Below are 22,637 nucleotides of genomic sequence, written 5' to 3'. Positions count from 1 at the left end.
AAAAGTTGACTTGATGATAGGCATCGGCAAAATATAACTCCAATACATTAAAATCATGCATTGATAACCACAGGTTAATTAATATGAATTTACATGCGCTTCGGGTATTTCATAGCGTTGCTCAGCTAGGCAGTTTCTCCCAAGCGGCCGATGCCTTGTTTATTAGTCAACCTGCTGTTTCAAAAGCGTTAAAGGAACTTGAGCATCAGTTAGGTATGCAGTTAATCGCCCGAGCAGCCAGAGGCAAAAAATTAGCGTTAACTGAAGGCGGCCAGAGCTTGTTTAATCATGCAAGAAGCATATTTGCCATAGAGCAAGCTGCACTTGAAGACGTAAGAGCGCGCACAGGATTGAAACAAGGCACGTTAGTGTTAGGGGCAAGCACCACAATAGCGGGTTATTGGCTGGCACCGTATTTAGCGCGATTCAACCAACAGTACCCACATATTAAAGTAGAAGTACAAGTCGCCAACACAGCGCAAATTGAACAAGCCCTACTTGCCTGCACCATCGACCTGGCTTTGGTCGAAGGTGATGCAAGTGACTCACACATAAGTAGTCAACATTGGCAAGATGACCCAATGAGCATAGTGATCCCAAGCTCTCTGACTGTCGAAGGCGATAAAGCAAAATGGTTAAGTAAGCAGCGCTGGTTGCTACGAGAGCCGGGGTCGGGTACTCGGCAAATGTCGTTTACCTTATTGGCCAAGCAAGGCATAACAGTGAATGACAGCATGCAATTGGGCAGTAACGAAGCAATTGCCCGCGCGGTGACGCAAGGCATGGGGGTAGCGTTATTACCTCAAGTGGTTACCGAGGATCTGATCCAATTGAAAAAGCTAAAAGTGATCTCGACCAGAAACAGTAAAATGCTGTCACGCCCTTTGTATCAGTTGCGATACCGCGAGAGACCTTCTTCCCCCGCAGCGAGTACGTTTGCACAACTCTTATATCAGCCGATTAACCAACCGCTCACATGACGCTTTAGCGGCTTTGATCAAACCAAGTATTTCGCGTCAGTTGATACAAGACATGCTCAGCTAACGGGTTGCTTGGGGGAATATCGGGATGCATGAAGTTATTCAATGAGTTGTGCATGCCAATTCGCTGCATAACCGCTCGTGATGGCTGATTAGTCTTTGCAGTAAAAGAAACAACCTCGGGCAACGCCAATTCTTTAAACGCAAATTCTAGGGCTTTGTGCGCCCCTTCAGTCGCAAATCCATTACCCCAATATTGAGGCAACAAACGCCAGCCTATTTCAACACAGGGTGCACAGGGCATGTTTGCGTTGGGTGTATGTAGGCCTACAAACCCAATAAAAGCATTATCGGCTTTATTACTTAGCGCCCACAGACCCCATCCTCGCTGCTGAATCAACGTTTGGCATTTATCAGCCAAGCTATTGCTTTGCTCCCGGGTGTACAGCGCAGGGAAGTAGCGCATGGCCTCTGGATTAGAATTTAAGTTGTAGAAAGGCTCGTAGTCACTCGCAAGCCAATTACGCAATATTAGCCTGTTGGTTTCAAGTGAGTGAGTCATCCGTTTCTCCTTCTATTCTAACGCAAGTTCAGCTGATTAAACCGCGACCTGCGCATCAAACTCTGCCTGCTTGGCTTCGATTTGCTCTTGGGCATCGAGCCACAACATTTCAGCCTCTTCTTGGGCTATTTTGCAGCTTGCTTGGTCGGCTAATAATGCTTTTAGTTCGGCTTTTTTATCCGCGTCATAAATATCTGGGTCAGCCATTTGCTGTTCTATTAACTCAAGCTTAGCTTCAAGATCGGCCATTATTTTCTCTTGGGTTTGAACGGTTTTACGCAGAGATTGCGTCTCTTGCCTGAACTGTGCTTCCAAGCGTTTGATGTTTTTACGATCCAGCTTAGGTTCTTTTTTATCAGTACCATCAGCATTGGCTGACTGTTTGTCGGCCGATTGCTTCTCTCGGTCTGATTTTAATAACCAATCACGATAGTCATCTAAATCGCCATCGAACATTGTGACTTGCTGGTTATCCACCAAATAAAAGTCGTCACAAACCGATGTGAGTAAGTAACGATCGTGAGACACCAACACCATTGCCCCTTCAAAGCCTTGCAGCGCCATGTTTAGTGCTTGGCGCATGTCTAAATCCAAATGGTTGGTTGGCTCATCGAGTAGCAACAAATTAGGCTTTTGATACACAGTTAGCGCTAACACTAAGCGCGCTTTTTCACCACCCGACATAGGCGCCACACGCCCAAGAGCATCGTCGCCTCTAAAGCCAAAGCCGCCCAAGTAATCTCGCAAACTTTGTTCAGTGGCTTTTGGGTCTAGGCGCTGAATATGCGCTAGCGCGGAATCATCTGCCCTGAGGTATTCCAATTGATGCTGAGCAAAATAGCCAATGCGCAAACCCGCAGAGGTTTCGTAAAGCCCTTGCATAGGTGCTTTTTCACCAGCGAGTAATTTTATCAGGGTAGATTTACCCGCACCATTGCGCCCAAGCAATCCAATTCGGCTCCCAGGGACTAAATTCAAGTGCAGCTTTTCTAAAATGATGGTGTCGTCGTAGCCTAATTGCACTTGCTCCATTTTTACCAAGGGGTTAGGTAATTTAGGCGGCATAAAAAATTCGAAACTAAACTGCGAAGCGGCAAGGGCAGGCAATAAGGTTTCCATTTTCTCTAACTGCTTTACTCGGCTTTGTGCTTGTTTCGCTTTACTGGCTTTGGCCCCAAAACGATTAATAAACGACTCTAAATGGGCAATTTTGTCTTGTTGTTTTTGGAACTGCAGATTCTGCAAACGTAAACGCTCGGCGCGCTGGCGCTCAAACGCATCATAGTTACCCGTGTAGCTGATCAGTTGCTGCTGCTCAACACTGATGATTTCGTTCACTGTACTGTCTAAAAAGGACTTATCGTGGGATATCAGTAGTAAAGTGCCAGCGTAGCGCTGTAACCATTTTTCAAGCCAAATAACGGCGTCTAAATCTAAGTGGTTAGTGGGCTCATCAAGCAGTAATAAGTCTGAATGGCATAACAGTGCCTGAGCCAAGTTCAAACGCATACGCCAACCACCTGAAAATGCAGTTACCGGACGTGATATAGCCTCATTAGCAAAGCCTAAACCAGCCAGTATTGTGGCCGCGCGAGACTCAATATCGTAGGCTCCGGCATGATCTAACTGGCCGTGTAACGCGGCTATTTTAACGCCGTCATGGGCCGCTTCTGCCTCTGCTAATTCAGCCTGTAAGCGCCGATAAAGCTTGTCACCATCAATGACGTAATCTAGCGCTGAACGCTCAACCGCTGGGGTTTCTTGGGCAACGGATACCACTTGCCAGTCTCTGGGAATATTACACTCGCCTTGCTCTGGGTGAAGTTCGCCGCGGATAAGCGCAAACAGGCTGGATTTACCACAGCCATTGGCACCGATAAGCCCTGCCTTATGCCCTGGGTATAGCACTGCATTGGTTTCATGTAGCAAGGTTTTATTGCCACGCATAAGGGATAAATCAGAAATTTGGATCATGAATACCTATTGACGGATAACATAGTCGGTCGATTGCGGTATGATAGCAAGATGACAGACCGAAGAAATCCTCTTGATTATGACTACGAAAATTAAAAAGCGCTTTATCGCCGGAGCAACCTGCCCTCAATGCAAAAGCATGGATACCCTAATGCTTTATTTCGAGAACAATGTTGAAAAGATGGAATGCGTGCAATGCCATTATCAACAAACCCAAACCGATAAAGAAGTTACCCAAGCCTCGCGTCAAAGCGAAAACGTGATTGGCGTATTTAAGCCTGAATAATCTGTTCAGCGCATCCACAAAGCGCCACCCTGCACATTTTTAATAATGTGGTGGTGGCGGTTCAACTTGTGGTGAATCGCCACTGGGCACTTCAATTTCTTTTACTTTGTTGATCACATGTGACAACTGAAACTCCAACAGCTCTAGTTGCTTTTGTTGTTTGATCAAGGCTTTGTTTAACTCTTCTATCGTGTCTTCCTGAAAAGCGACTTTCATTTGTAGCTGTTCTATATCTGCTTCTATGTGTTGCATAACCTACTCTAATTACTGGTTTATTTGCCAAAATTCAGCTAAACCGCTGCTGCTTTCTGACACCACTTGATTGTCATTTGCGAAACCGACACCGTAAACCACAGCGGTTTGCGGTCGGCTGCCTTCTCTGGGTGACACCTGCCATTCTTGCACTTCTTTACCATCAGCGACTCGCCACAAGTTTAATCGTTTGGCAGGCGAGCCCGTCAACAAGTATTGGCCGTCTTGTGAAAACACGGCCGTACTGAATATTTTCTGTCGAGCAAGGTACTGCAAATTGCTCATTTCTTCGCCTGTGGCTAAGTCCCACACGCGGGCATCACGCTTACTATCAGCCGTAAAACCGTAACGCCCTTCATCGTCTAGCGCCACTTTGGTCACGCGGCTTGAATGGGTAAATGTATGTATGACTTGCCCTGTGCGGGTGTCCCACAAGTATGCTGTGTAGTCATTGCCACCCGTTAAGGCGTAAAAGCCGTTAGGCGACAAATCAACGCTATTCACCTTTTCTTGATGGCCTAAAAACTCTAAACGTCGACCGCTCTTAGGCTCAAAAAACATCACTTTGCCATTACCTCGGCCAACCAGTATTCCTCGCCCTTGGTTTGATACCGCCACATCACGAATGCTTGATTCGTCAATGCGCCAAAAGCCTTCCGGCTCGCCACTGGTGATGCTCCAAAGCGCAAATGCATCACGATCCGAGGTCACTACATAACTGTTATCAAAGGCGATATGTACATTTGCAACTAGGTTATTTCCTTCGCCTTGATGCTGCCAGGTATAACGTTTTTCATTTTTCTGTAGATCCCACACCGAGATCCCCCCCGTTACGCTCGAAACCACGGCCAGCGATGCATCTGCCGACACATCAGCCGCATAGGCCCCATCATCCGCATGACGCCAAGATGCGACCGGTGTTGAGGACTGCCCGCTACAGCCAGTTAGAAAGAAAAAAATTAAACTTAATCGTAACAAGACGGTCAATGGATTGTTCCTATTGGGTTTCTCTTTTCACTCAGGGCGTTTAGTATAAGCGCTTTATCAAGTTGAAACACTTCACAAGTCACGTATTCGACACATATTATCTCAGGGGAGAAGTAAATGAAAAAAACCGCTATCGCGATTCTAATGACCTCAGCCATTGGCCTAACAGCCTGTGGTCAACAAGACACGGATTTACTAAAAGTTGAAGAACAAAAGCTTGAAACAGAAGCACAGCAACAAGCTTATGCAATGGGCGCGAGTGTGGGGCAGTTCATCGAGCAAAAAATGAAAGAGCAAGAAGCGTTAGACGTTAACCTTGATAAAGGTCTAGTCGTTGAAGGGTTTGTAGCTGCGCTACAAGGTCAGTCTCAGCTTGATATGAAAGAAATTCAAACCCTTACGCTTGCAATGGAAGCAGCTTCTCGAGAAAAACAAAAAGCAATCTCTGAAGCTAAGGCTGAAACGAATATTGCCGAAGGCGAGAAATTTTTAGCTGAAAACGCTGAACGTGAAGGCGTAACAGTAACAGACTCAGGTCTACAGTATGAAGTCATGAGCGAAGGCGATGGCGCATCTCCTACAGCTGAAGACACTGTAACCGTGCACTACAAAGGTACCTTGCTAGACGGTACTGAGTTTGACTCATCTTATAGCCGTGGTGAGCCTGCAACTTTCCCTCTATCACGGGTTATCCCAGGTTGGACTGAAGGCGTTCAATTAATGAAAGTGGGCTCTAAGTTCAAGTTCTTTATTCCATCTGAACTTGCCTATGGCGAACGCTCTACAGGCAAAATCACACCTAACTCAACACTAGTATTTGAAGTTGAGCTTTTAGACGTTGCTTCTGCTGAAGGTGCGGCTGAATAATTAAGCGGTGCGGTGCGCTGCGCGCAGCTTAAGAAGCCGCTAAAAAATTACCTAAGTGGTTAATTAAATAATTAGCCACTAAAGCGCAGTCATAAAAAAACCGAACATCATAGATGTTCGGTTTTTTCTTTACTCATCAGCCTCTTTCCTTGCTGAACCTTATTCCCTCGGTTTTAGACCCTTCAAAAGGGTTATTTGGCCCAGAATATCCGGGTAATTTTTTGCATTTGGTACGCTGTATCTCTTCAGATGCCCTACCTTAGCACCAAAAATAAGGGTAAATTTGGTCGAATCAGATAGTTAAACAACCGGCAGGCTTATTAACTACTTGATGGCTTAAGATTAGACTAAGGTCGCAGAAAACAGAAGCTAGTAATGGTCATATTTTTGTAATAAATTGCGCTAATAAACTCGTTTTTATTCCTGTTCGATTTAAGCGATGCGCTTACAATCTCGTTAGTAGAGACCATTCTCAACACAACTATTTGTTTTACAAGGACAAGCGTTGAAAACAAAACTCATCACCCCTGAAGGCTACAAAAAACTCAACGACGAACATGATGAACTTTGGTTAAAACAACGCCCTGAGATCACTAAAATCGTCACATGGGCGGCGAGTTTGGGTGACCGAAGTGAAAATGCTGATTATCAATACAACAAACGAAAGCTACGAGAAATCGACAGGCGCGTTCGTTACCTGCGCAAGCTCCTGCCCGAATTGCAAATCGTTAACTACTCGCCGCAACAAGCCGGAAAGGTCTTCTTTGGCGCCTGGGTAGAAATTGAAAACGATGAAGGTGAAACCAAACAGTTTCGCATTGTTGGCCCTGAGGAAATCTACGGTGATGCCAAGGGCTATATTTCAATCGACTCCCCCATGGCCAGAGCCTTAATCAAAAAAGAAGTAGATGATGTTGCCTGTGTCAAAACCCCCACCGGCTACAAAGATTGGTATATCACCTCTATTGAGTATAAAAAGTAGAAACAGCGTCAGAGCGAGGGAATCTAAGCCTTTATTATCGTCGCTTTGCCACCCACTTCCTCATTTTCAAAAATAATCGGCAATAATGCTGGCCTACTCTGGTATTTTTCCGTCAAGGCCATATATAGCCTTGTTGAGCTAATTGTTTAATATGTAAAATCTGCATAACTTCGCCAAAATAGGGCCGTTACATGATCATTGAAAAAATCGCGAGTGAACTTCAAGTAAAACCCACTCAAGTACAAGCTGCCGTCACCTTGTTAGATGAAGGCTCGAGTGTTCCTTTTATTGCTCGCTATCGTAAAGAAGCCACTAACGGTTTAGACGATACCCAACTTCGCCAACTCGAACAGCGCTTGGTGTACCTGCGTGATATCAATGACAGACGTAACGTAATCCTCAAAACGATTGACGAGCAAGGCAAACTAACAGACCAGCTTAAGCGCAGTATTTTAAGTTGCGATAACAAGACCGAATTAGAAGATTTGTATCTACCGTACAAACCTAAGCGCCGCACAAAAGGGCAAATAGCCATCGAGGCAGGCTTGCAGCCTTTAGCTGACATTTTGTTCGCTGACCCAACCTTATCCCCCGAATCTGAAGCGGCAAAATTTATTGCGCCTGCTAAAGGCGTACCAGATGAAAAAGCCGCGCTAGAAGGGGCTAAGTTCATTTTGATGGAGCGCTTCGCTGAAGATGCTGCGTTGCTGCAAAAAGTACGTCAGTACCTGATGGAAAACGCACACATCAAAAGTAACGTGGTTAAAGGCAAAGAAAAAGAAGCTGCCAAATACTCAGATTACTTCGAGCACAGTGAGCGTTTAAGTAAGATCCCATCTCATCGCTGCCTTGCTTTGTTTCGTGGCCGTAATGAAAACTTTTTACAGGTATCCATGGATGCCGACCCGCAAAAAGACGAGTCGGATAAAAGCTCATATGGTGAGCACATCATTGCGCAGCATCTTGGGTTTAACTTCAGTAATCGTGCCGCAGATGCATGGTTAGCCAGCGTTGTTCAGTGGACGTGGAAAATAAAAATTGCCCTGCATATGGAAACAGAACTGTTCGGGGTGATAAAAGAGCGAGCAGAGCAAGAAGCGATTCAGGTATTTGCCAAAAACCTAAACGACTTACTTATGGCCGCGCCTGCTGGGGCGAAAACAACAATGGGCCTTGATCCCGGCTTACGAACGGGCGTGAAAGTAGCCATTGTGGACGCCACGGGTAAAGTGGTTGCCACCAGCACTATATTCCCTCATGTGCCACAAAATCTGTGGGACAAGAGCCTACGCACTTTAGGCATGTTATGTAGACAGCACAAAGTGAAGCTTATCAGTATTGGTAACGGCACGGGTTCTCGCGAGACCGATAAACTGGCTGGCGAGGTGATCAAAGCCAACCCAGATCTTGGCCTTAACAAAATTATGGTCAGTGAAGCGGGAGCATCAGTTTACTCAGCCTCTGAGCTGGCATCGAATGAATTGCCTGGTATGGATGTGTCACTTCGCGGTGCGGTATCTATTGCCAGACGTTTGCAAGATCCACTAGCAGAGCTGGTGAAAATCGAACCCAAAGCAATCGGTGTCGGCCAGTATCAACATGACGTAAGCCAAAGCAATTTGGGCCGCTCTCTGGATCGGGTCATTGAGGACTGTGTAAACGCGGTAGGCGTTGATTTAAACATGGCATCAGCCGCACTATTAAGCCATGTCTCTGGCTTAAACCGCACTTTGGCTGCAAATATCGTGAATTTCAGAGATACCAATGGCGCATTTGGTAGCCGTAAAGATTTACTAAAAGTAGAGCGCCTAGGGCCAAAAGCCTATGAGCAAGCAGCTGGCTTTTTACGCATAGTTAATGGCAGTAACCCACTTGATGCTTCAGCGGTTCACCCCGAAGCTTATCCTGTAGTGCAAGCCATAGTAAGTAACTCAGGCAGTGCAGTAAATGATTTGATCGGTAATACCGAACTTCTGAAAAAGCTTGAGCCCCAACAATTTGTGGACGATACATTCGGACTCCCCACGGTAACTGACATCATCAATGAGCTATTGAAACCAGGACGCGATCCTCGCCCTGAGTTTAAAACAGCCACCTTTAAAGAAGGCGTGTCATCCCTAAGCGATTTGAAAGAAGGCATGATTTTAGAAGGTGTGGTCAGCAACGTAGCTAACTTTGGTGCTTTTGTTGATGTAGGTGTTCACCAAGATGGCTTAGTACATATATCTGCGATGACAGACAAATTTATTTCTGACCCACGGGAAATCGTGAAAACCGGCGACATTGTTAAAGTCAAAGTGATGGAAGTCGATGTAGCCCGCAAACGCGTGTCATTCACTATGCGTTTGAACGACGATGTAAAAGCTCAGGCTAGCCAAAACCGCGCACCCAACGAGAACAAACCTCGTTCGAACAGTAAGTCAGGTGGTCGATCTCACAGCAAAAAGCCAGCGCCCGCTTCTGCGAATCAAGCTATGGGTAATGCCTTTGCTGATGCCTTTGCCAAAGCGAAAAAGAGCTAAGTCACCTACTTAGGTCTTTGCGCGTGATACACAATAAACCGGTGGCTTAGCCCACCGGTTTTTTTATGCTCTGAAAACCTATTTCTGCTTAGCCATTACACAGCTTTTACATAACCGATAGAAACTATCCCGCACCCTTTTACGTCATACACAGAGAAAAATGCTTTCCAATAATTGATAACGTGAGTCCTTTATGACGATGAAAAAACTCCTTCCTTTAACGCTTTTGGTGCCTATTGTATTAAGTGCTTGCGCGGGCAAGCCTAAACCTCAACCTAAAGAGCCTGATATGTTCGCAACCAACATTAAAGATACTAACCGAAAAGTGTTTAATTTCAGCATTAGCGCTAACCAAGACAAGGGCGACAATAAACCAGAGCGCGGCGGCGCAGGTGGCCCTCCTCCCGAACATAGAAACAAAAACCAAGCAAAGGGAGACACGCCTAATGAAAGCCCGCTTGACGAGCTATTTACTCACCTTGAAACAAAGTTAAGTGACACAGGCTATTGCCGTGAAGGATACACTGAAATAGACACGTATGAATCAAGTTGTCGATTACATATTCTTGGTGCTTGTAACGAGGTGGCAACCCCTGAAGACAAGCGTCAGTTCGCGAACAATTACGGCTATTAATTCCAACGAAAAACGCCGCCTATAGTAATAAGCGGCGTTATTAAACTCACTAAAATGGAAGCCGGTAAATCAAGCAGAGTAATTTAAACCAGAATGTTTAGGTTCACTTACGCCTTGATAGTAACGCTGAACAACGCGCTCGGCGATAAGCGTATTATCATCTCTCGCTTGAGCATTAAACGCAGTGCTTGTGTCGCTAGCGAACACAGAGCGCTCGCTTTTTAACGTAGCATTCTCAACATCTGCTGTGTCTAAACTACGAATAGGCGTACCTTCGTCGGTGCCTCGCACAATTTCCTCAAGTTGAGGACCAAACTCAGATTTGGCAGTAAATTGTCCGCTAGCGTTAACCGCTTCGCTTTGGGCGGCGTATTGAGCAACAACACCTACCCCTTCACTTTTCTCTTCGGCTAATTCTTTGCGCGCTTCAAAGGTTTTCTGAGCTGCCTCAGCCGCCACTCTTAAGTCTTGGGCTGAGGGCTCTGCTGGTGCGAGTGCTGCAGCTTTAACTTGCTGCATCTTACGAATGGTATCTTCCGGAGTATCTTCTTCTGACACATCAATAGACACTTCACCGCCTGTAGCATAACGCTTACCATCCGGCCCGGTGGTGTACTCATATTGAGGTGCGCCGGCGTATTGCCCGCCAGTGTTGGCATGTGCCTGTTCGTGGGTGCGCACTTCGGCGTCACGCTTTTTCAGCTCCTCTATTTGCGCTTTATCTTGTTGTTCTTGCTGAGCTTGTTGCTCTTGCTCGGCGTTTTCTTTGCCTGCACTTTCTTGCTCGGCTGTGTCCTTTTCAGCGTTCTGCTGTACATCTGATGCAGCTTCACCTTGAGATTGAACCTGGGGACGCTCATAAACTAGCGGCTGAGCAGGTGTTTTAACTTTGTCATGTTCACTGGCTATCCCTGATTCTGCGGCTGAATTTTCAGACCCTGTCAACGCTGGTACTGTTTCACGCAGGGTATTATCTCTGCGTGCAGATTCAGTGTTGACATTGGCGGTCGTAAACACAACCGTCGTTGGGATAGGCGTTACAATGTTCATGTCAGTCTTTTAATCGTACCTACTTATTGGTTTATTCAATTAAGCAAAGGTGTCGAGCAGTGTGCCTAGGGTGTCATTTGCTACGTCTAATACTTTGGCAGAAGCTTCAACGCCTAGTGCACCCGTTTTAAGGTCCACCACACTGTCGGTCAAGTTCACACCTGCCGAGTTACCTTGCGCTGACTCGCTATTTAAATTGGCGATATCGCTTGATGCTTGGGTGACCTGTTCGCTGCCGCGTTGCACACCCTGTAAACCGCTGGCAAACGCGCCACTAATGTTGCTGTTATATGAAATGTCCACACTGAGTACCTCTACTAACCTCTCATGGTTAATTATTAACCAAAAAGCTCACTTTTAACAGCGACTTTTTATTTAAGCGTACTTTCCTTAACAGTGGTCATAAAATCAGCCATAAAATGTTCCGTGTGAGAAATAAATGGCGCGTGGGAGGCATGAGGAAAAACGGTGACGCTGTGACTTGGCGGTAAACGCTGTTGCACATAGTCATTTAGTTTTGCAGGAACCAAGCTATCAAGACGGCCCAGCATCCAGTGTACTGGCATACTTAGTGAAGCAAGTTCAGCTCTTAAATCTGCTTGCTCAAGAATTGTTAACCCCGCCGTTAGCGCGGCAATGTCAGCTTGAGGTGACGCTTCGATACTGCTTTTTATTTTCTTGATGTCGGCTTTAGCTGAGTCGCTGCCCATAGCCTGTATCGCCAAGAAACGCTCGATAGTTTTGCTTAAGTTTTTGACTAATTGCTGGGAAAACGCCTGCAAAATTGTAGGTTCGATCCCTGGCCAATCATGACTTTTTTGAAATTTGGGCGAGGTTGCTATCAGTACGAGGCGCTGAACCTTTGTAGGCTCATGCAGTGCAATCTGCTGCGCCACTAAGCCACCTAGCGACCAACCTGCAAGTACGCTGTTCTCAGGGAGAACGTTAGCAACGCTTGCTGCCAAATTTGCTAAATTGTATGGCTCAGGTAAGGCTTGAGAGTTCTCACCAAAACCTGGCAAATCAACGTAGGTAACGCTGAAATGTTGCTCTAGTTGCGCTGCTATTGGCTGCCATACACCACTGTTAACTCCCCAGCCATGAAGTAAGACAAGGCTTGGCCCACTGCCAGCGGTGCGTGTTTTTAACGTCGTGTGCATTTATTTCATCTACTCTTAAGAACTGGCGTGTCAGTGTAGAGATGAAAAAAGTGAAATCAAGTAGATGGCGCACACGTGATGCGCTTTAGTCACCTAAGCGTCAAAAAAGCACATCAATGTTTATTATGTTTTCAGCACAGTAAAACGCTTATTTGTGGCTACTGCGAGGACGACCTAGCGCTATTTTCTTGGCAAAAGTATGATTACAATTTACTTAACTGGCCTAAGGCGCAACGAGGCCTAAAACACCTAACAGCCAACAAAGTGCTAGCTCTGGCCGATTATCAATGGCCTCTATCCCGATTACTGACGGGCTTAAAATTTTCTAATAAAATTGTTCACGCCAGCGCACTAGCCAAACTTTTTGTTGAGCATGCCTTGAGCGCCGACTCGGCCTTGCCGCAAGCCATTATTCCTGTTCCTCTGCACCCCGCTCGTTATCAAGAACGAAAATACAATCAGAGCGTTGAGCTGGGAAAGTGTATTTCGGCTTTAACAGGTATTCCCCTTGCCACGGATATAGTCACTCGGCAAAAAGCCACACAGACCCAGACATCGCTTTCCAGTGTGCAGCGAAAAGCCAATATGAAAAATGCATTTGCCTTGCATCGGCCCTTAAACTATCAACATGTGGCAATATTGGATGATGTCATCACTACAGGCGCTACTGTTGAAGCCCTATATCAACTGATGAAAAAACATCACCCAGACTTACAAGTAGAGGTATGGAGTATGTGCCTTACCCTTGAGCATTAATTAAACCTGACAGGAATATCGCGTTACTTAGCAGGCGTCTTGTGCCGCGCCAATACCCACGAAAGTTTGGATCATCAACAAACGCGATAACCTTACCCTTTCCAACACTGTGAGCAACAATTGAAGCGCTATTGTTAATTAGCTCCTGCAACTCGTCTGCGGCATAGCCCGACATGAGCGATGTAGATGAATAGCGCCCCACAGTGACGAACGGAGTTTTGGGTACCCGCATCACCACAGTGCTGTTTTTGAATGAAGGCAAATGTTCCCGCGGTAATCCAAAGGTAAGAGGGTGGCTGGTATCTAATTGGGTATCAAATATCGCACCGGCGATACGCTGCTTTGCAGCGAGTTGGTCTTTATCTGCATAAGCAAGGCCGGTAACTGAGAATGCCCGTTTTATTTCATCCTGACTGAGAAACGACGCTTTCAGCCAGTCTTTATCTGCAAACCATTTCGCGGCTGTGCGCTGTCCTATCATCACGCCACCCGCAGACAGCCATTTTTCTAAGGTTCTTACGGTCTTTTCAGGCACATCACTATAATCACCACTTACCCATACAATGTGTGTATAACGACTTAGATCAAGTTGAGATAAACGAGGTAAATCAGTGATGGTTACCGGCATACCGACTACCGTATCTAGATAATGCCATGCTTCGCCCGCCTCATATTGCGATGTACCTTGCCCACCTACCAATAACACCTGAGGTGCTTTAACCAGATGCATTTCGCGACTGCCGATATCAATACCTTGGGCGGTTAAACCAGACAAAATAGGCCACACTTTAATGTTTGTTTGTGCCGCGCTTTTGTTAAGCAATGACAATAAGTTATCCGGCTGCTCTAACGCCATGGGTATCAATACTGAGCCAGCGCTAAAACTGATGTTTCCCTGATCTGTTGTAGCGGCAAAATCTGAGCCGGCAATTTTAACCTGTACGCCTGCGCTCAAAAGCTGATTAAGCAAGGCCGGTGCCTTGGAGTCAGCCCACGAAAAACCATATGCATAGGCATTTTCGTCTGCCAGCGTGGTGTGTTTTTGCAATTGGCTGTTTTGCTCATTAGCGACAGGGACTTTACGCCATAACTTTCGTTCTACGGGTGAGTATTGAATGTTGAACGCCAGTGGCAGGTTCCAACTAGATACATCATAAAAACTATTGTCGTTGAAACTTTTTCGCTCAGAAAACAGAGACTTAATTAATCGATATTGAGGCTGATTCAGTGGCACAAAAATACTATTTAGTGGCTGATAGGTCAGCTCGTCAATACTCACTTCTTTTTCAAGGTAGTTAAATTGGATTTGGTGTTGCTGCAATATCGATTTGAGATCAGAAAACCGCGTGGCATCTTTAGACTCACTCAGCAAATAACCAACGATTTTATCGTCTTTCCTCAACTCATTAGTTTGCTTAGTAAACTCTGCTGGGTAGGCAAGCAATGCTGCTTTATTTGCCTGCGCCCCCCTGAAGGTGGAAAGCGATGTGGTGACTTGATTTTGAATGGTATCAGCGAAGCTGAGTACGCCATGAATAGATTCTTGCTTATGCCCGCGACTGCTAGCCTGTTCAAATAAAATGCCGATACTGCCCTGGGCATCTGGGTAAGTAGAGCCTTTACCATAGTAAAAGTCATCATAGGCTTCTTGAGTAAAATACAGCTGCTTTGATTCATCAAGCGCAGCGGCATGAAACTTAGCTAATTCAGCGGTCAACTCTATATTGCGCGTGGGTGTCCAGGGGTTATTGCGTGAAGCGATCCCCGGCTGAAAGAAATAACTACTGTTGGTGCCCATTTCATGAAAATCGGTGAGTACGTGTGGGCGCCAGCGATGAAACTCAGCGATGCGAGCTTGAGATTCTGGGTGCGTCAGCAAAAGCCAATCACGGTTTAAGTCGAACATATAATGGTTGGTTCGCCCGCTTGGCCAAGGTTGTTGGTGTTCTCTGTGGTTAGGGTCGGCTACTAACTGCTGACCGCGATTGCCATTAGCCCACTGGGCAAATCGTGATAACCCATCTGGGTTAATACTAGGCTCCATCAATACTACGTTGTTCTCAAGTAACTGCTCAACAGCCTCTCCTTGAGCTGCCGCCAAGTAGTAAGCCACAAGCAATGCGGCGTTAGCCCCTGAAGACTCGTCACCATGCACGCTGTAGCCCATCCATAGAATCAAAGGGTCAGCCGACTGACTTTTTTGCCCAAACGACGAAAGATGGGTCTGGCGGATATTTTCTATATTTTGCAGATTTTTTGCAGCGCTAAACGTAAGTAACAGCAAGGGGCGATTTTCGTGGCTTCGACCAGTTTCTCGCAATGACACCCTGTCAGATTTATCGGCCAGAATACGCATATATTCCACCAATTGATCATGACGAACATGCCACTCACCGACAGGGGCGCCTAGTACGTGTGAAGGCCGAGGAATGTCTGCGTTGTACTGCGTATTGGCAGGTAAATAATCAGTGTCTGTGAGCGCTTGAGCCGAAAAAGACCATAAAACAAAACACACAGCTCCCCAAAACCAACCGCACTTCATACACCTACACCTTTTGTTACATCAAATTAAAGGTAAAAGGTTCGCATGTTTTAGCTAAAATTGACATAAGTAAACCTTATTACTTGAGTGTTTTAGTCAAGTAATTTTGATACAATCCGAATATGTTTCTACAACAGGACCTTTTTTATGATTTCAATTTCAGATACAGCCCAAGCACATTTTTGTAAATTGCTTGAAAAACAAGAGCCTGACACCAATATTCGGGTTTTTGTGGTTAACCCTGGCACACCTAGCGCAGAATGTGGGGTTTCTTACTGCCCGCCAGATGCAGTGGAGCCAACCGACACCACTTTAGAGTTCAATGGCTTTGACGCCGTTGTTGACGCAGAAAGTGCGCCTTTTTTAAGCGAAGCAGAAATCGACTTTGTGACTGACCAAATGGGCTCTCAATTAACCTTGAAAGCGCCTAATGCCAAAGCACGTAAAGTTGATGATGATGCGCCACTAGAAGAGCGTATTAACTATATGATCGAGTCAGAAATCAATCCGCAACTTGCCAGCCATGGCGGCAAAGTCATGTTGATGGAGATCACCGACAAAGGCGAGGCGATATTGCAATTTGGCGGTGGCTGTAATGGCTGCTCTATGGTTGATGTGACCCTTAAAGACGGCATTGAAAAGCAAATGCTAGCGCAATTTTCTGGTGAATTAACCGCAGTAAAAGATGCTACCGAGCATGAAGCCGGTGAGCACTCTTACTACTAATTAGGCACTAGTATGCTTAGAAAGCAGCTGAGCAAATTAGCTGCTGATCCACATAAAAGCTGGGGTCGTTTTAAATACGGTCTCGGCTTTTTTGTTATCGGCGCAGCCCTTATTTTTACTGGAAGTACTTACTGGGTGTGGTTACAAATTCCTGGTTTAATAGCCCTTTGTATTGGTTGTATATTGGCACTTTTCGGGTATTTGGGCATTTTAGCCTACCGCATGCAAAACGCGTTTACCCTATCAAACGCCCACCGCGATAAAGATAAGCAAAATACCCCCCAAGACTAAGACCTCGCCCTAGCATGAGCAATAACAAGGCAACCCACAATGCACGATTCTCGTACGCCTGCAACAGCCACCAGCTTGGAAAAAAGAAACATAAAGCACTCAGCAACATGCTGTTTTGCATGGCTTTAGCGCGCGTTAGCCCCACAAACACCCCATCAAGTAAAAAACACCAATGGCTCACGATCGGCAATAACCAGATGATGATTAAGTACTGAGCAACGAATACGCGCAATTCAGGCAAATCAGTTAATATGGCAATGATCTGCTGACCAAATAAAGCAAAGCTTACGCTATAGCCCCCGGCCACCACCGAAGACCAAAACAGTCCACGCAACACAACCCGATTGATTTCATTGGCGTCATTTTTACCTTTCGCCTCACCCGTCAGCGCCTCAACAGCATACGCAATACCATCTAACCCAAGCGCTATCAAAGCGAAAAACTGCATAATGATCGCATTGCTGGCAGCGGTTAAAGGCCCAAATCTAGCGCCTTGAAAAATAACAAACGCCAAACACAACTGCAGGGCTAAATTTCGCACAAAGCTGTATCCGTTTAGGCTCATTAGCTGCGCCAATGATGACCAGCGCCAAAGATCCCAACGTGGCATTTGCAGCCCCATGCCCCGCACAGCTACCCATACGCCTAGCAATAAAATACTGTATTCGGCGGCAACACTAGCCATCGCGACGCCTTTTACGCCAGCATCAAACACAAATACCAGCAATATACTTAACCCTGCGTTAAGTAAATTTGCAAACACCTGAATATATAAGACTTGCTTGGTTTTTTGTTGACCGATAAGCCAGCCAATAATTGCCAGATTCACCAAGGCAGCGGGCGCGCCAAGAATGCGCACACTGAAATATTGTTGAATCACGTTGAGTAGCTGTGCTTCCGGCTGGGCGAAATGAATACCTAAGGCGAGTAACGGTGTTTGCGCAGCCCAAATCGCAATACCGATCACTAGGGCAACACTGCAGCTTTGCCAAAAGACACGACTCTTACTTTCGTTGCTCTGTTCGCCTTTTGCTTGGGCACTTAAGCCTGTGCTCGACATGCGAATAAAGCCACACAACCAATAGGTTTGGGTCAAAATCAGTGATGCTATCGCAGCACCCGCCAAATAATGGCTGCTGCCCATGTGGCCTAATACGGCGGTATCCACCATACCAATCAGTGGCGTGGTGATATTACTTAGGATCATCGGCAGTGCTAATAGAATGAGCTGTCGATGTGAAGCAAAATGCCAAAAGCGTTGCTGTGCTAAAGCCAAGGATATTCTCACTTAAATAAAAAGAATAATGAGTGAAAGCGAGTGCTCGCCCATTTAGCCCTTAGCATTCAGTGCTACAATAGCGCGATTAAATGCGTCACAAAGGGAAACGTTATGGATCGTATCATTTTTTATGTATTGATTTGTCTTGGTTTGTGTATTTCGAGCAGCAAGGTTCTAGCCCGCGACAACGCGGTTATCTTGCTTTATCACCACGTAAGCGAAAGTACGCCTGCCTCTACCAGTGTTTCACCGGATACATTTGAACAACACATGGCGTATTTGGCCGACAACTACACTGTGTTGCCGCTTAAGGACATAGTCACTGCTCTTAAAGACAAACAGCCACTGCCCAACAAGGTCATCGCGATAACGTTTGATGATGGTTTCAAAAATATTTATCAAAACGGTCACCCAGTTCTAAGCAAGTACAAACTGCCCTACACCGTTTTTATCAACCCAGATTTAGTTGATAAAGTGAATTATCATTTAAGCTGGGATGACATGCGAGCCATGGCGGAACAAGGTGCTAGCTTCGCAAACCATAACTTGCGCCACGAGCACTTACTTAGCCGCCAGCCTAATGAAAGTGATGATGCTTGGTTAACTCGGCGAATTAGCGATATTCAGGCAGCTGAACAGTTACTTGAAGACAATTTGGGCGTAAAAGATAAGTTCTTCGCTTATCCATATGGCGAGTATTCTCCCGAGCTCCAAGCCCGTCTTACCGAACTAGGCTATGTAGGTTTTGCCCAGTACTCAGGCGCTATAGCCAGCTTTAGCGACTTCTCGGCTCTTCCTCGATTTCCTTCGGCGGGTATTTATGCGAATTTAGACCGCCTAAAAGTGAAAATGGCCAGCCTTGCCATGCCCGTGCAAAACCCGTCCCCAAGCACGCCTTTGGTTCAAAGTAGTCCTTTTACGTTTGAGTTCAGTGTGCAAAGTGACGACATCAATAATAATCAGATAGCCTGCTATTTTCAGGGCGATAGGCAAAAAATAACGATTAACGATGAATTGATTAGGGTGGATTTCAAACAAAATCTGCCTGTTGGACGCTCAAGAATAAATTGTACCGCTCCAAGCAAACGCGAACCATCACGTTACTATTGGTATTCTAAACCCTGGTTTATTCCAACAGAAAATGGTGACTGGCCTGATTAGAGCTTTTTTCGCATATGCAAGTAAGCGCCTAATTTCATCGGGCTGTTATCTACAGTGGTGCGCTGTGCGCTAAAGCCAAACTTTTGATAACAACTGATAGCGCTTACGTTATCTTGTTTAACGTCTAAGGTTAGGTACTGTTTACCTAAATCTAAGGCTGTTGCCGCTAAATGACCTAAAAGCTCACTGCATAAACCTTGGCGCTGAAATGGCGCGGCCACCCCAATATGCCCAATACACGCTTCTTCAGCGGCAGGGCGCGCAAACACATGTTGCAATGACTGGCATCTTTGTAGCACGTCTAAAACGTCAGGACCTTGATAGTATTCGGTCATACTTTTGAGGGTTGCTTGCACATATTCTGCGCCCATTTCTCGCTGCCAAACACAACCTATGGCGGCCAAACTCCCTTTCATTTCGATAACCCAGTGGTTAGCAAAGCCAAACTGACCTTGTTGCTGTAAAAATGCTTGTTCTAGAAAGGTTTGAGCACTGTATTGTAATTGCGCTGTATGCTGACTAAATAAACGTGGCAACGCTTCAGGCGCTGACGAAAGGATCAGCGCAACGGCATCTTGCGCATCATCAGCCGTTGCTTGTCGTAAGCGGTACACGCTTATTCAGCACCCGCGATTATCTTCATATCGTGCAAAATACGCTTGCTGTCACTGACTGCCACTTTGCCCGCGGCAAATTCAGGCTTAAAGCGCCCAACTACATGACCTTGAGGGTTAACCAACACCACTGATGAACTGTGATCGACTAAGTAATTTTCATCGTCAGTGTTTTGCGAAGTGGAATACATCATGCCCATGGCCCGCACGAAAGGAAACAAATCAGCATGCTCACCCGTTGCAGCAATAAAGTCTGGTTCGAAAAAGTTAATGTATTCGGCTAACCGTTCAGTGGTGTCTCGCGCAGGGTCAACTGAAATAAACGCCACCTTGACCGGATACTGCCCCTCAATAGCCTGTAACTCAGGATAAATACTGCTCAGGTCTGATAAGGAGGTCGGGCAAATATCGGGACAAAACGTGTAACCTACAAAAACGAGTGTCCATTGACTCTGCAGACTTTCATTGGTCAGTGACTGGCCATTGCTATCCGTCAAAGAAAACGCGGGCAGCGCTCTCGCTTGAGGATAAAGGTTGATATACTGCGTTTCATCGCTTTTCGGCGGTGCAATATTGACCGCGATAACAATGCCAACAATCAGTGCCGCTAAAGCGATTAACGCTAAACTTAATCTGCTCAAAAAGTGAATCTCATATAGTGATCAACCAGTAACACAACAAACAACACCATCAAATGAATAATGGAAAACTTAAAGGTTTTCATCGCAGTATGTTCGTCACTGGCGAATTTTAATTTCCATGCATAATACAAGAAGCCTGCGTTCAATGCGCTAGAGCCAATCAAATAAATCGCGCCTGTCATGCCAATCAAATAAGGCAATACGCAAATCAAGGCCAATAATACCGTGTATAACAAAATCGAGGTTTTGGTAAATTCTATTCCGTGAGTGCAAGGCAACATAGGAATTTGCGCCCGCGCATAGTCTTTCTCTCTGTGGATGGCCAGTGCCCAAAAGTGCGGAGGAGTCCAAATAAAGATAATAAGCACCAGCAGCAAAGCATGGGCATGTATATCATTGGTGACGGCTGACCAGCCTAATAATGGAGGAGCAGCACCCGCTAAGCCACCAATGACGATGTTTTGCGGCGTAGCGCGCTTTAAATACATAGTATAAACAAAGGCGTAGCCCACCAAGCTGGCCAAGGTTAATAGTGCAGTTAAGCGATTGACCCACAATTCTAAAATAACGTAACCCACTACCGTGAGTAAGCCTGCAAAAACCAGCGCGCGCTTGGGCGAAACTTTACCTTTAGGCAAAGGACGATTAGAGGTTCGTGCCATCTGGGCGTCGATTTTACGGTCTACCACATGGTTGATAACCGCCGCCGCAGACGATAAAAAACCAATACCGGTTAAACCAGCGAGCAGTATTTTCCAGCTTATCCAGGTTTCACTTGCTAAACACATCCCGACCAAAGCCGTTAACAACAGCAACATGACCACCTTTGGTTTCGTCATTTCGTAGTAGTCACGCCAATGCAAAGCCGATTTAGATTTAGCCATAATGTTATGAGATGCAGTACCAACTGATTTACTCATTGGTCTCTCCTATGTTTTTCGGTAAAGGGTGTAGCTAAGTAACACCAAAATTTGTAACAGCGTGGCAGCAACCGCATTGTGCATTACCGCCACAGCAACCGGCAGGCTGAACACGACATTACTAACACCTAAGATAACTTGAGCACCTAGCACAATGATCATGATGCTGGCGATATTCTTCAGCAATCTTGAGCTTGCAACGGCATAAATACGTGTTGCCAACCAGCACAAGTAAATAAAGGTCACCAGAGCTCCTGCTCGGTGCACAATATGCATTGTCATACGCTGGGCATAATTATGCACACCGTACTCGTAGTTATCTGCATCAGGCAAACTGAACGCGCCGATAAAGTCTAAACGTTGGTACCAGTTGCTTTCACAAATGGGCATTTCGGTACAGGCAAGCGCCGCGTAATTTGCTGACGTCCAGCCACCTAAGGCGATTTGCCCAATGAGTATAGCGATGCCAATGAGTGCAAATTTACCAAGCCGGCGCATTTGCTGATCGCCCCCCGGTATGCGATAGGGCAATAAACGTAAATAAAGTAAAAATAAGCACGACAAGACAGCAAAACCACCTAACAAATGGCCCATTACCACGATAGGTAATAAGTTTAAGGTCACGGTCCACATACCCAACATACCTTGAAATATCACTAAGCACAGCAAGAAGAAGGGTAATTTAATCGGTCGATGGTAAGCGCGCTTTACTAGGCTCATGACAAAAATGACCAGTATGAGTAAACCCAGTGCGCTAGCGAAGTAGCGATGGATCATTTCATTCCATGCTTTTTGAGGCTCTAACGGGCGTTCAGGAAACGCCAATTCAGCGGCATTAATGTGTTCTAGCCCAGCGGGCACCTTATAATGCCCATAGCAACCCGGCCAATCTGGACATCCTAGTCCCGCATCCGTCAATCGTGTATATGCACCTAGCACAATCACGATAATGGCAAGAATAATGCCTGCCAGCGCCATTTTCCTCATCAACGTTCCTCTAGCCTATGCGCGATAATTTCAGCAGTTTCCGCAAATCGGATAAAATGTCTCGACTATGCAAAATAGCTTGCTGCTGCTCAACTTGAAGTGGATAACGTAAGATTACATTATTCAAGGTATCAGCAATGAAAATAGCATTTACTGGCTCACCTTGAAACACATTATCAACACTTTCTACGTTAGTTTTTAACAACTTAACGGTGTTTTTCTCATTCAAACGCTGAATAACAGTGGCGTCACTTTCAGGTGTACTGATCACGGTAGCACGCACTCTGTCATGTTCTTTGCCTAACGCGGTCCACACTTGCTCTACGCTATATAAAGCGTTTTCACACTCAACAGAACACTGCGAAGGTAAAACATACAACAACTGCCATTTTGGTTCTGCCGTCTCGTCTTGAATCGCTGTCATGTCTAACGTTGGCGAGAGCAGCTCGCCTTTATTGGTCGCA

At 45.9% G+C, this 22,637-nt stretch carries 24 protein-coding genes; 10 read left to right on the top strand and 14 right to left on the bottom strand.

The genetic code is table 11. From position 1 onward, the window contains the following. The first annotated feature begins 83 nt into the window (after positions 1-83). Positions 84-980 (top strand): LysR substrate-binding domain-containing protein, encoded by an 897-nt coding sequence (locus tag GCHA_RS18100; RefSeq protein ID WP_007990907.1) that lies wholly within the window; start codon positions 84-86, stop codon positions 978-980. A 4-nt stretch (positions 981-984) separates the two neighbouring features. Here the strand turns inward: GCHA_RS18100 and GCHA_RS18095 are convergent, their stop codons facing one another. Beyond that, entirely contained in the window at positions 985-1,542 is a 558-nt protein-coding gene (locus tag GCHA_RS18095) for a GNAT family N-acetyltransferase (protein ID WP_007990906.1), read from the bottom strand. 36 nt (positions 1,543-1,578) lie between these two features. After that, a complete protein-coding gene (locus tag GCHA_RS18090; protein ID WP_007990904.1) occupies positions 1,579-3,516 on the bottom strand; it encodes an ATP-binding cassette domain-containing protein in 1,938 nt (645 codons plus the stop codon). 79 nt (positions 3,517-3,595) lie between these two features. Here GCHA_RS18090 and GCHA_RS18085 point away from each other — a divergent pair, with 79 nt between their 5' ends. Beyond that, complete coding sequence (locus tag GCHA_RS18085) at positions 3,596-3,802, top strand: YheV family putative zinc ribbon protein (RefSeq protein ID WP_006993525.1); 207 nt, start codon at positions 3,596-3,598, stop codon at positions 3,800-3,802. Positions 3,803-3,841: 39 nt separating this feature from the next. Here GCHA_RS18085 and GCHA_RS18080 read toward each other — a convergent pair whose 3' ends face one another. After that, complete coding sequence (locus GCHA_RS18080) at positions 3,842-4,054, bottom strand: SlyX family protein (RefSeq protein WP_007990899.1); 213 nt, start codon at positions 4,052-4,054, stop codon at positions 3,842-3,844. Positions 4,055-4,066: 12 nt separating this feature from the next. Beyond that, complete coding sequence (locus tag GCHA_RS18075) at positions 4,067-5,041, bottom strand: WD40 repeat domain-containing protein (protein ID WP_007990898.1); 975 nt, start codon at positions 5,039-5,041, stop codon at positions 4,067-4,069. Between the two features lie 117 nt (positions 5,042-5,158). Between GCHA_RS18075 and fkpA the strand changes: the two genes are divergently transcribed. From fkpA to GCHA_RS18055, 4 genes are all read left to right on the top strand, one after another. Beyond that, positions 5,159-5,908, top strand: coding sequence for an FKBP-type peptidyl-prolyl cis-trans isomerase (gene fkpA / locus GCHA_RS18070; RefSeq protein WP_007990896.1), 750 nt, complete (start codon positions 5,159-5,161; stop codon positions 5,906-5,908). 505 nt (positions 5,909-6,413) lie between these two features. Next, positions 6,414-6,890, top strand: a complete 477-nt coding sequence (greB, locus tag GCHA_RS18065; RefSeq protein ID WP_007990893.1) for a transcription elongation factor GreB — start codon at positions 6,414-6,416, stop codon at positions 6,888-6,890. 191 nt (positions 6,891-7,081) lie between these two features. Next, positions 7,082-9,412, top strand: a complete 2,331-nt coding sequence (locus GCHA_RS18060; RefSeq protein WP_007990890.1) for a Tex family protein — start codon at positions 7,082-7,084, stop codon at positions 9,410-9,412. 193 nt (positions 9,413-9,605) lie between these two features. Next, complete coding sequence (locus tag GCHA_RS18055; RefSeq protein ID WP_007990888.1) at positions 9,606-10,046, top strand: hypothetical protein; 441 nt, start codon at positions 9,606-9,608, stop codon at positions 10,044-10,046. 69 nt (positions 10,047-10,115) lie between these two features. Here GCHA_RS18055 and GCHA_RS18050 read toward each other — a convergent pair whose 3' ends face one another. From GCHA_RS18050 to bioH, 3 genes are all read right to left on the bottom strand, one after another. After that, positions 10,116-11,096: a putative metalloprotease CJM1_0395 family protein gene (locus tag GCHA_RS18050; protein ID WP_007990886.1), complete on the bottom strand. Its 981-nt coding sequence runs from the start codon at positions 11,094-11,096 to the stop codon at positions 10,116-10,118. Positions 11,097-11,135: 39 nt separating this feature from the next. Then, positions 11,136-11,399, bottom strand: coding sequence for a hypothetical protein (locus GCHA_RS18045; protein ID WP_007990885.1), 264 nt, complete (start codon positions 11,397-11,399; stop codon positions 11,136-11,138). Between the two features lie 68 nt (positions 11,400-11,467). After that, complete coding sequence (bioH, locus tag GCHA_RS18040) at positions 11,468-12,256, bottom strand: pimeloyl-ACP methyl ester esterase BioH (protein ID WP_007990884.1); 789 nt, start codon at positions 12,254-12,256, stop codon at positions 11,468-11,470. A gap of 78 nt (positions 12,257-12,334) precedes the next feature. Here bioH and GCHA_RS18035 point away from each other — a divergent pair, with 78 nt between their 5' ends. Continuing rightward, positions 12,335-13,012: a ComF family protein gene (locus tag GCHA_RS18035; RefSeq protein WP_007990883.1), complete on the top strand. Its 678-nt coding sequence runs from the start codon at positions 12,335-12,337 to the stop codon at positions 13,010-13,012. On the opposite strand, the gene GCHA_RS18030 is transcribed toward GCHA_RS18035, so the two are convergent. After that, complete coding sequence (locus GCHA_RS18030) at positions 12,996-15,554, bottom strand: M14 metallopeptidase family protein (RefSeq protein WP_007990882.1); 2,559 nt, start codon at positions 15,552-15,554, stop codon at positions 12,996-12,998. The two genes, GCHA_RS18035 and GCHA_RS18030, sit on opposite strands and share 17 nt — an antisense overlap. Before the next feature lie 147 nt (positions 15,555-15,701). On the opposite strand from GCHA_RS18030, the gene nfuA reads away from it, so the two are divergent. Beyond that, positions 15,702-16,280 carry a Fe-S biogenesis protein NfuA gene (gene nfuA, locus GCHA_RS18025; RefSeq protein WP_007990881.1) on the top strand — a complete coding sequence of 193 codons (579 nt, stop codon included), beginning with the start codon at positions 15,702-15,704 and terminating at the stop codon, positions 16,278-16,280. 12 nt (positions 16,281-16,292) lie between these two features. Then, entirely contained in the window at positions 16,293-16,571 is a 279-nt protein-coding gene (locus GCHA_RS22710) for a hypothetical protein (RefSeq protein ID WP_013755027.1), read from the top strand. Here the strand turns inward: GCHA_RS22710 and GCHA_RS18020 are convergent. After that, on the bottom strand, positions 16,516-17,847 hold the full coding sequence (locus GCHA_RS18020) for an MATE family efflux transporter (RefSeq protein ID WP_007990880.1): 1,332 nt from the start codon (positions 17,845-17,847) through the stop codon (positions 16,516-16,518). The two genes, GCHA_RS22710 and GCHA_RS18020, sit on opposite strands and share 56 nt — an antisense overlap. 114 nt (positions 17,848-17,961) lie before the next feature. Between GCHA_RS18020 and GCHA_RS18015 the strand changes: the two genes are divergently transcribed. After that, positions 17,962-19,011 (top strand): polysaccharide deacetylase family protein, encoded by a 1,050-nt coding sequence (locus GCHA_RS18015; protein WP_007990879.1) that lies wholly within the window; start codon positions 17,962-17,964, stop codon positions 19,009-19,011. Here the strand turns inward: GCHA_RS18015 and GCHA_RS18010 are convergent. The 5 genes from GCHA_RS18010 to GCHA_RS17990 all read right to left on the bottom strand — a co-directional run. Next, positions 19,008-19,625, bottom strand: coding sequence for a GNAT family N-acetyltransferase (locus GCHA_RS18010; RefSeq protein WP_007990878.1), 618 nt, complete (start codon positions 19,623-19,625; stop codon positions 19,008-19,010). The two genes, GCHA_RS18015 and GCHA_RS18010, sit on opposite strands and share 4 nt — an antisense overlap. 2 nt (positions 19,626-19,627) lie before the next feature. Then, a complete protein-coding gene (locus GCHA_RS18005; RefSeq protein WP_007990876.1) occupies positions 19,628-20,266 on the bottom strand; it encodes an SCO family protein in 639 nt (212 codons plus the stop codon). Further along, a complete protein-coding gene (gene cyoE, locus GCHA_RS18000) occupies positions 20,263-21,186 on the bottom strand; it encodes a heme o synthase (protein ID WP_007990873.1) in 924 nt (307 codons plus the stop codon). The genes GCHA_RS18005 and cyoE overlap by 4 nt, the downstream gene beginning before the upstream one ends. 9 nt (positions 21,187-21,195) lie before the next feature. Next, positions 21,196-22,173, bottom strand: coding sequence for a COX15/CtaA family protein (locus GCHA_RS17995; protein ID WP_007990871.1), 978 nt, complete (start codon positions 22,171-22,173; stop codon positions 21,196-21,198). A 10-nt stretch (positions 22,174-22,183) separates the two neighbouring features. Then, a partial coding sequence (locus tag GCHA_RS17990) for a redox-active disulfide-containing membrane protein (RefSeq protein ID WP_039992782.1) occupies positions 22,184-22,637 on the bottom strand: 454 nt, incomplete at its 5' end.

This window comes from Paraglaciecola chathamensis S18K6 (assembly GCA_000314955.1).
In the GTDB taxonomy this organism is placed as follows: domain Bacteria; phylum Pseudomonadota; class Gammaproteobacteria; order Enterobacterales; family Alteromonadaceae; genus Paraglaciecola; species Paraglaciecola chathamensis.
The sequence above is the reverse complement of the archived record's forward strand: the minus strand, read 5'-3'. Positions and strand labels throughout refer to the sequence as shown.

Excerpts from the sequence above, each read along its gene's own strand:
- GCHA_RS18035 (WP_007990883.1), top strand. The coding sequence starts at position 12,335 with ATGCGCTTTAGTCACCTAAGCGTCAAAAAAGCACATCAATGTTTATTA.
- GCHA_RS17995 (WP_007990871.1), bottom strand. The coding sequence starts at position 22,173 with ATGAGGAAAATGGCGCTGGCAGGCATTATTCTTGCCATTATCGTGATT.
- GCHA_RS18080 (WP_007990899.1), bottom strand. The coding sequence starts at position 4,054 with ATGCAACACATAGAAGCAGATATAGAACAGCTACAAATGAAAGTCGCT.
- GCHA_RS18030 (WP_007990882.1), bottom strand. The coding sequence starts at position 15,554 with ATGAAGTGCGGTTGGTTTTGGGGAGCTGTGTGTTTTGTTTTATGGTCT.
- cyoE (WP_007990873.1), bottom strand. The coding sequence starts at position 21,186 with ATGAGTAAATCAGTTGGTACTGCATCTCATAACATTATGGCTAAATCT.
- nfuA (WP_007990881.1), top strand. The coding sequence starts at position 15,702 with ATGATTTCAATTTCAGATACAGCCCAAGCACATTTTTGTAAATTGCTT.
- GCHA_RS18095 (WP_007990906.1), bottom strand. The coding sequence starts at position 1,542 with ATGACTCACTCACTTGAAACCAACAGGCTAATATTGCGTAATTGGCTT.
- GCHA_RS18055 (WP_007990888.1), top strand. The coding sequence starts at position 9,606 with ATGACGATGAAAAAACTCCTTCCTTTAACGCTTTTGGTGCCTATTGTA.
- GCHA_RS18015 (WP_007990879.1), top strand. The coding sequence starts at position 17,962 with ATGGATCGTATCATTTTTTATGTATTGATTTGTCTTGGTTTGTGTATT.
- GCHA_RS18085 (WP_006993525.1), top strand. The coding sequence starts at position 3,596 with ATGACTACGAAAATTAAAAAGCGCTTTATCGCCGGAGCAACCTGCCCT.
- GCHA_RS18100 (WP_007990907.1), top strand. The coding sequence starts at position 84 with ATGAATTTACATGCGCTTCGGGTATTTCATAGCGTTGCTCAGCTAGGC.
- GCHA_RS18050 (WP_007990886.1), bottom strand. The coding sequence starts at position 11,096 with ATGAACATTGTAACGCCTATCCCAACGACGGTTGTGTTTACGACCGCC.
- GCHA_RS18090 (WP_007990904.1), bottom strand. The coding sequence starts at position 3,516 with ATGATCCAAATTTCTGATTTATCCCTTATGCGTGGCAATAAAACCTTG.
- GCHA_RS22710 (WP_013755027.1), top strand. The coding sequence starts at position 16,293 with ATGCTTAGAAAGCAGCTGAGCAAATTAGCTGCTGATCCACATAAAAGC.
- GCHA_RS18060 (WP_007990890.1), top strand. The coding sequence starts at position 7,082 with ATGATCATTGAAAAAATCGCGAGTGAACTTCAAGTAAAACCCACTCAA.
- fkpA (WP_007990896.1), top strand. The coding sequence starts at position 5,159 with ATGAAAAAAACCGCTATCGCGATTCTAATGACCTCAGCCATTGGCCTA.
- bioH (WP_007990884.1), bottom strand. The coding sequence starts at position 12,256 with ATGCACACGACGTTAAAAACACGCACCGCTGGCAGTGGGCCAAGCCTT.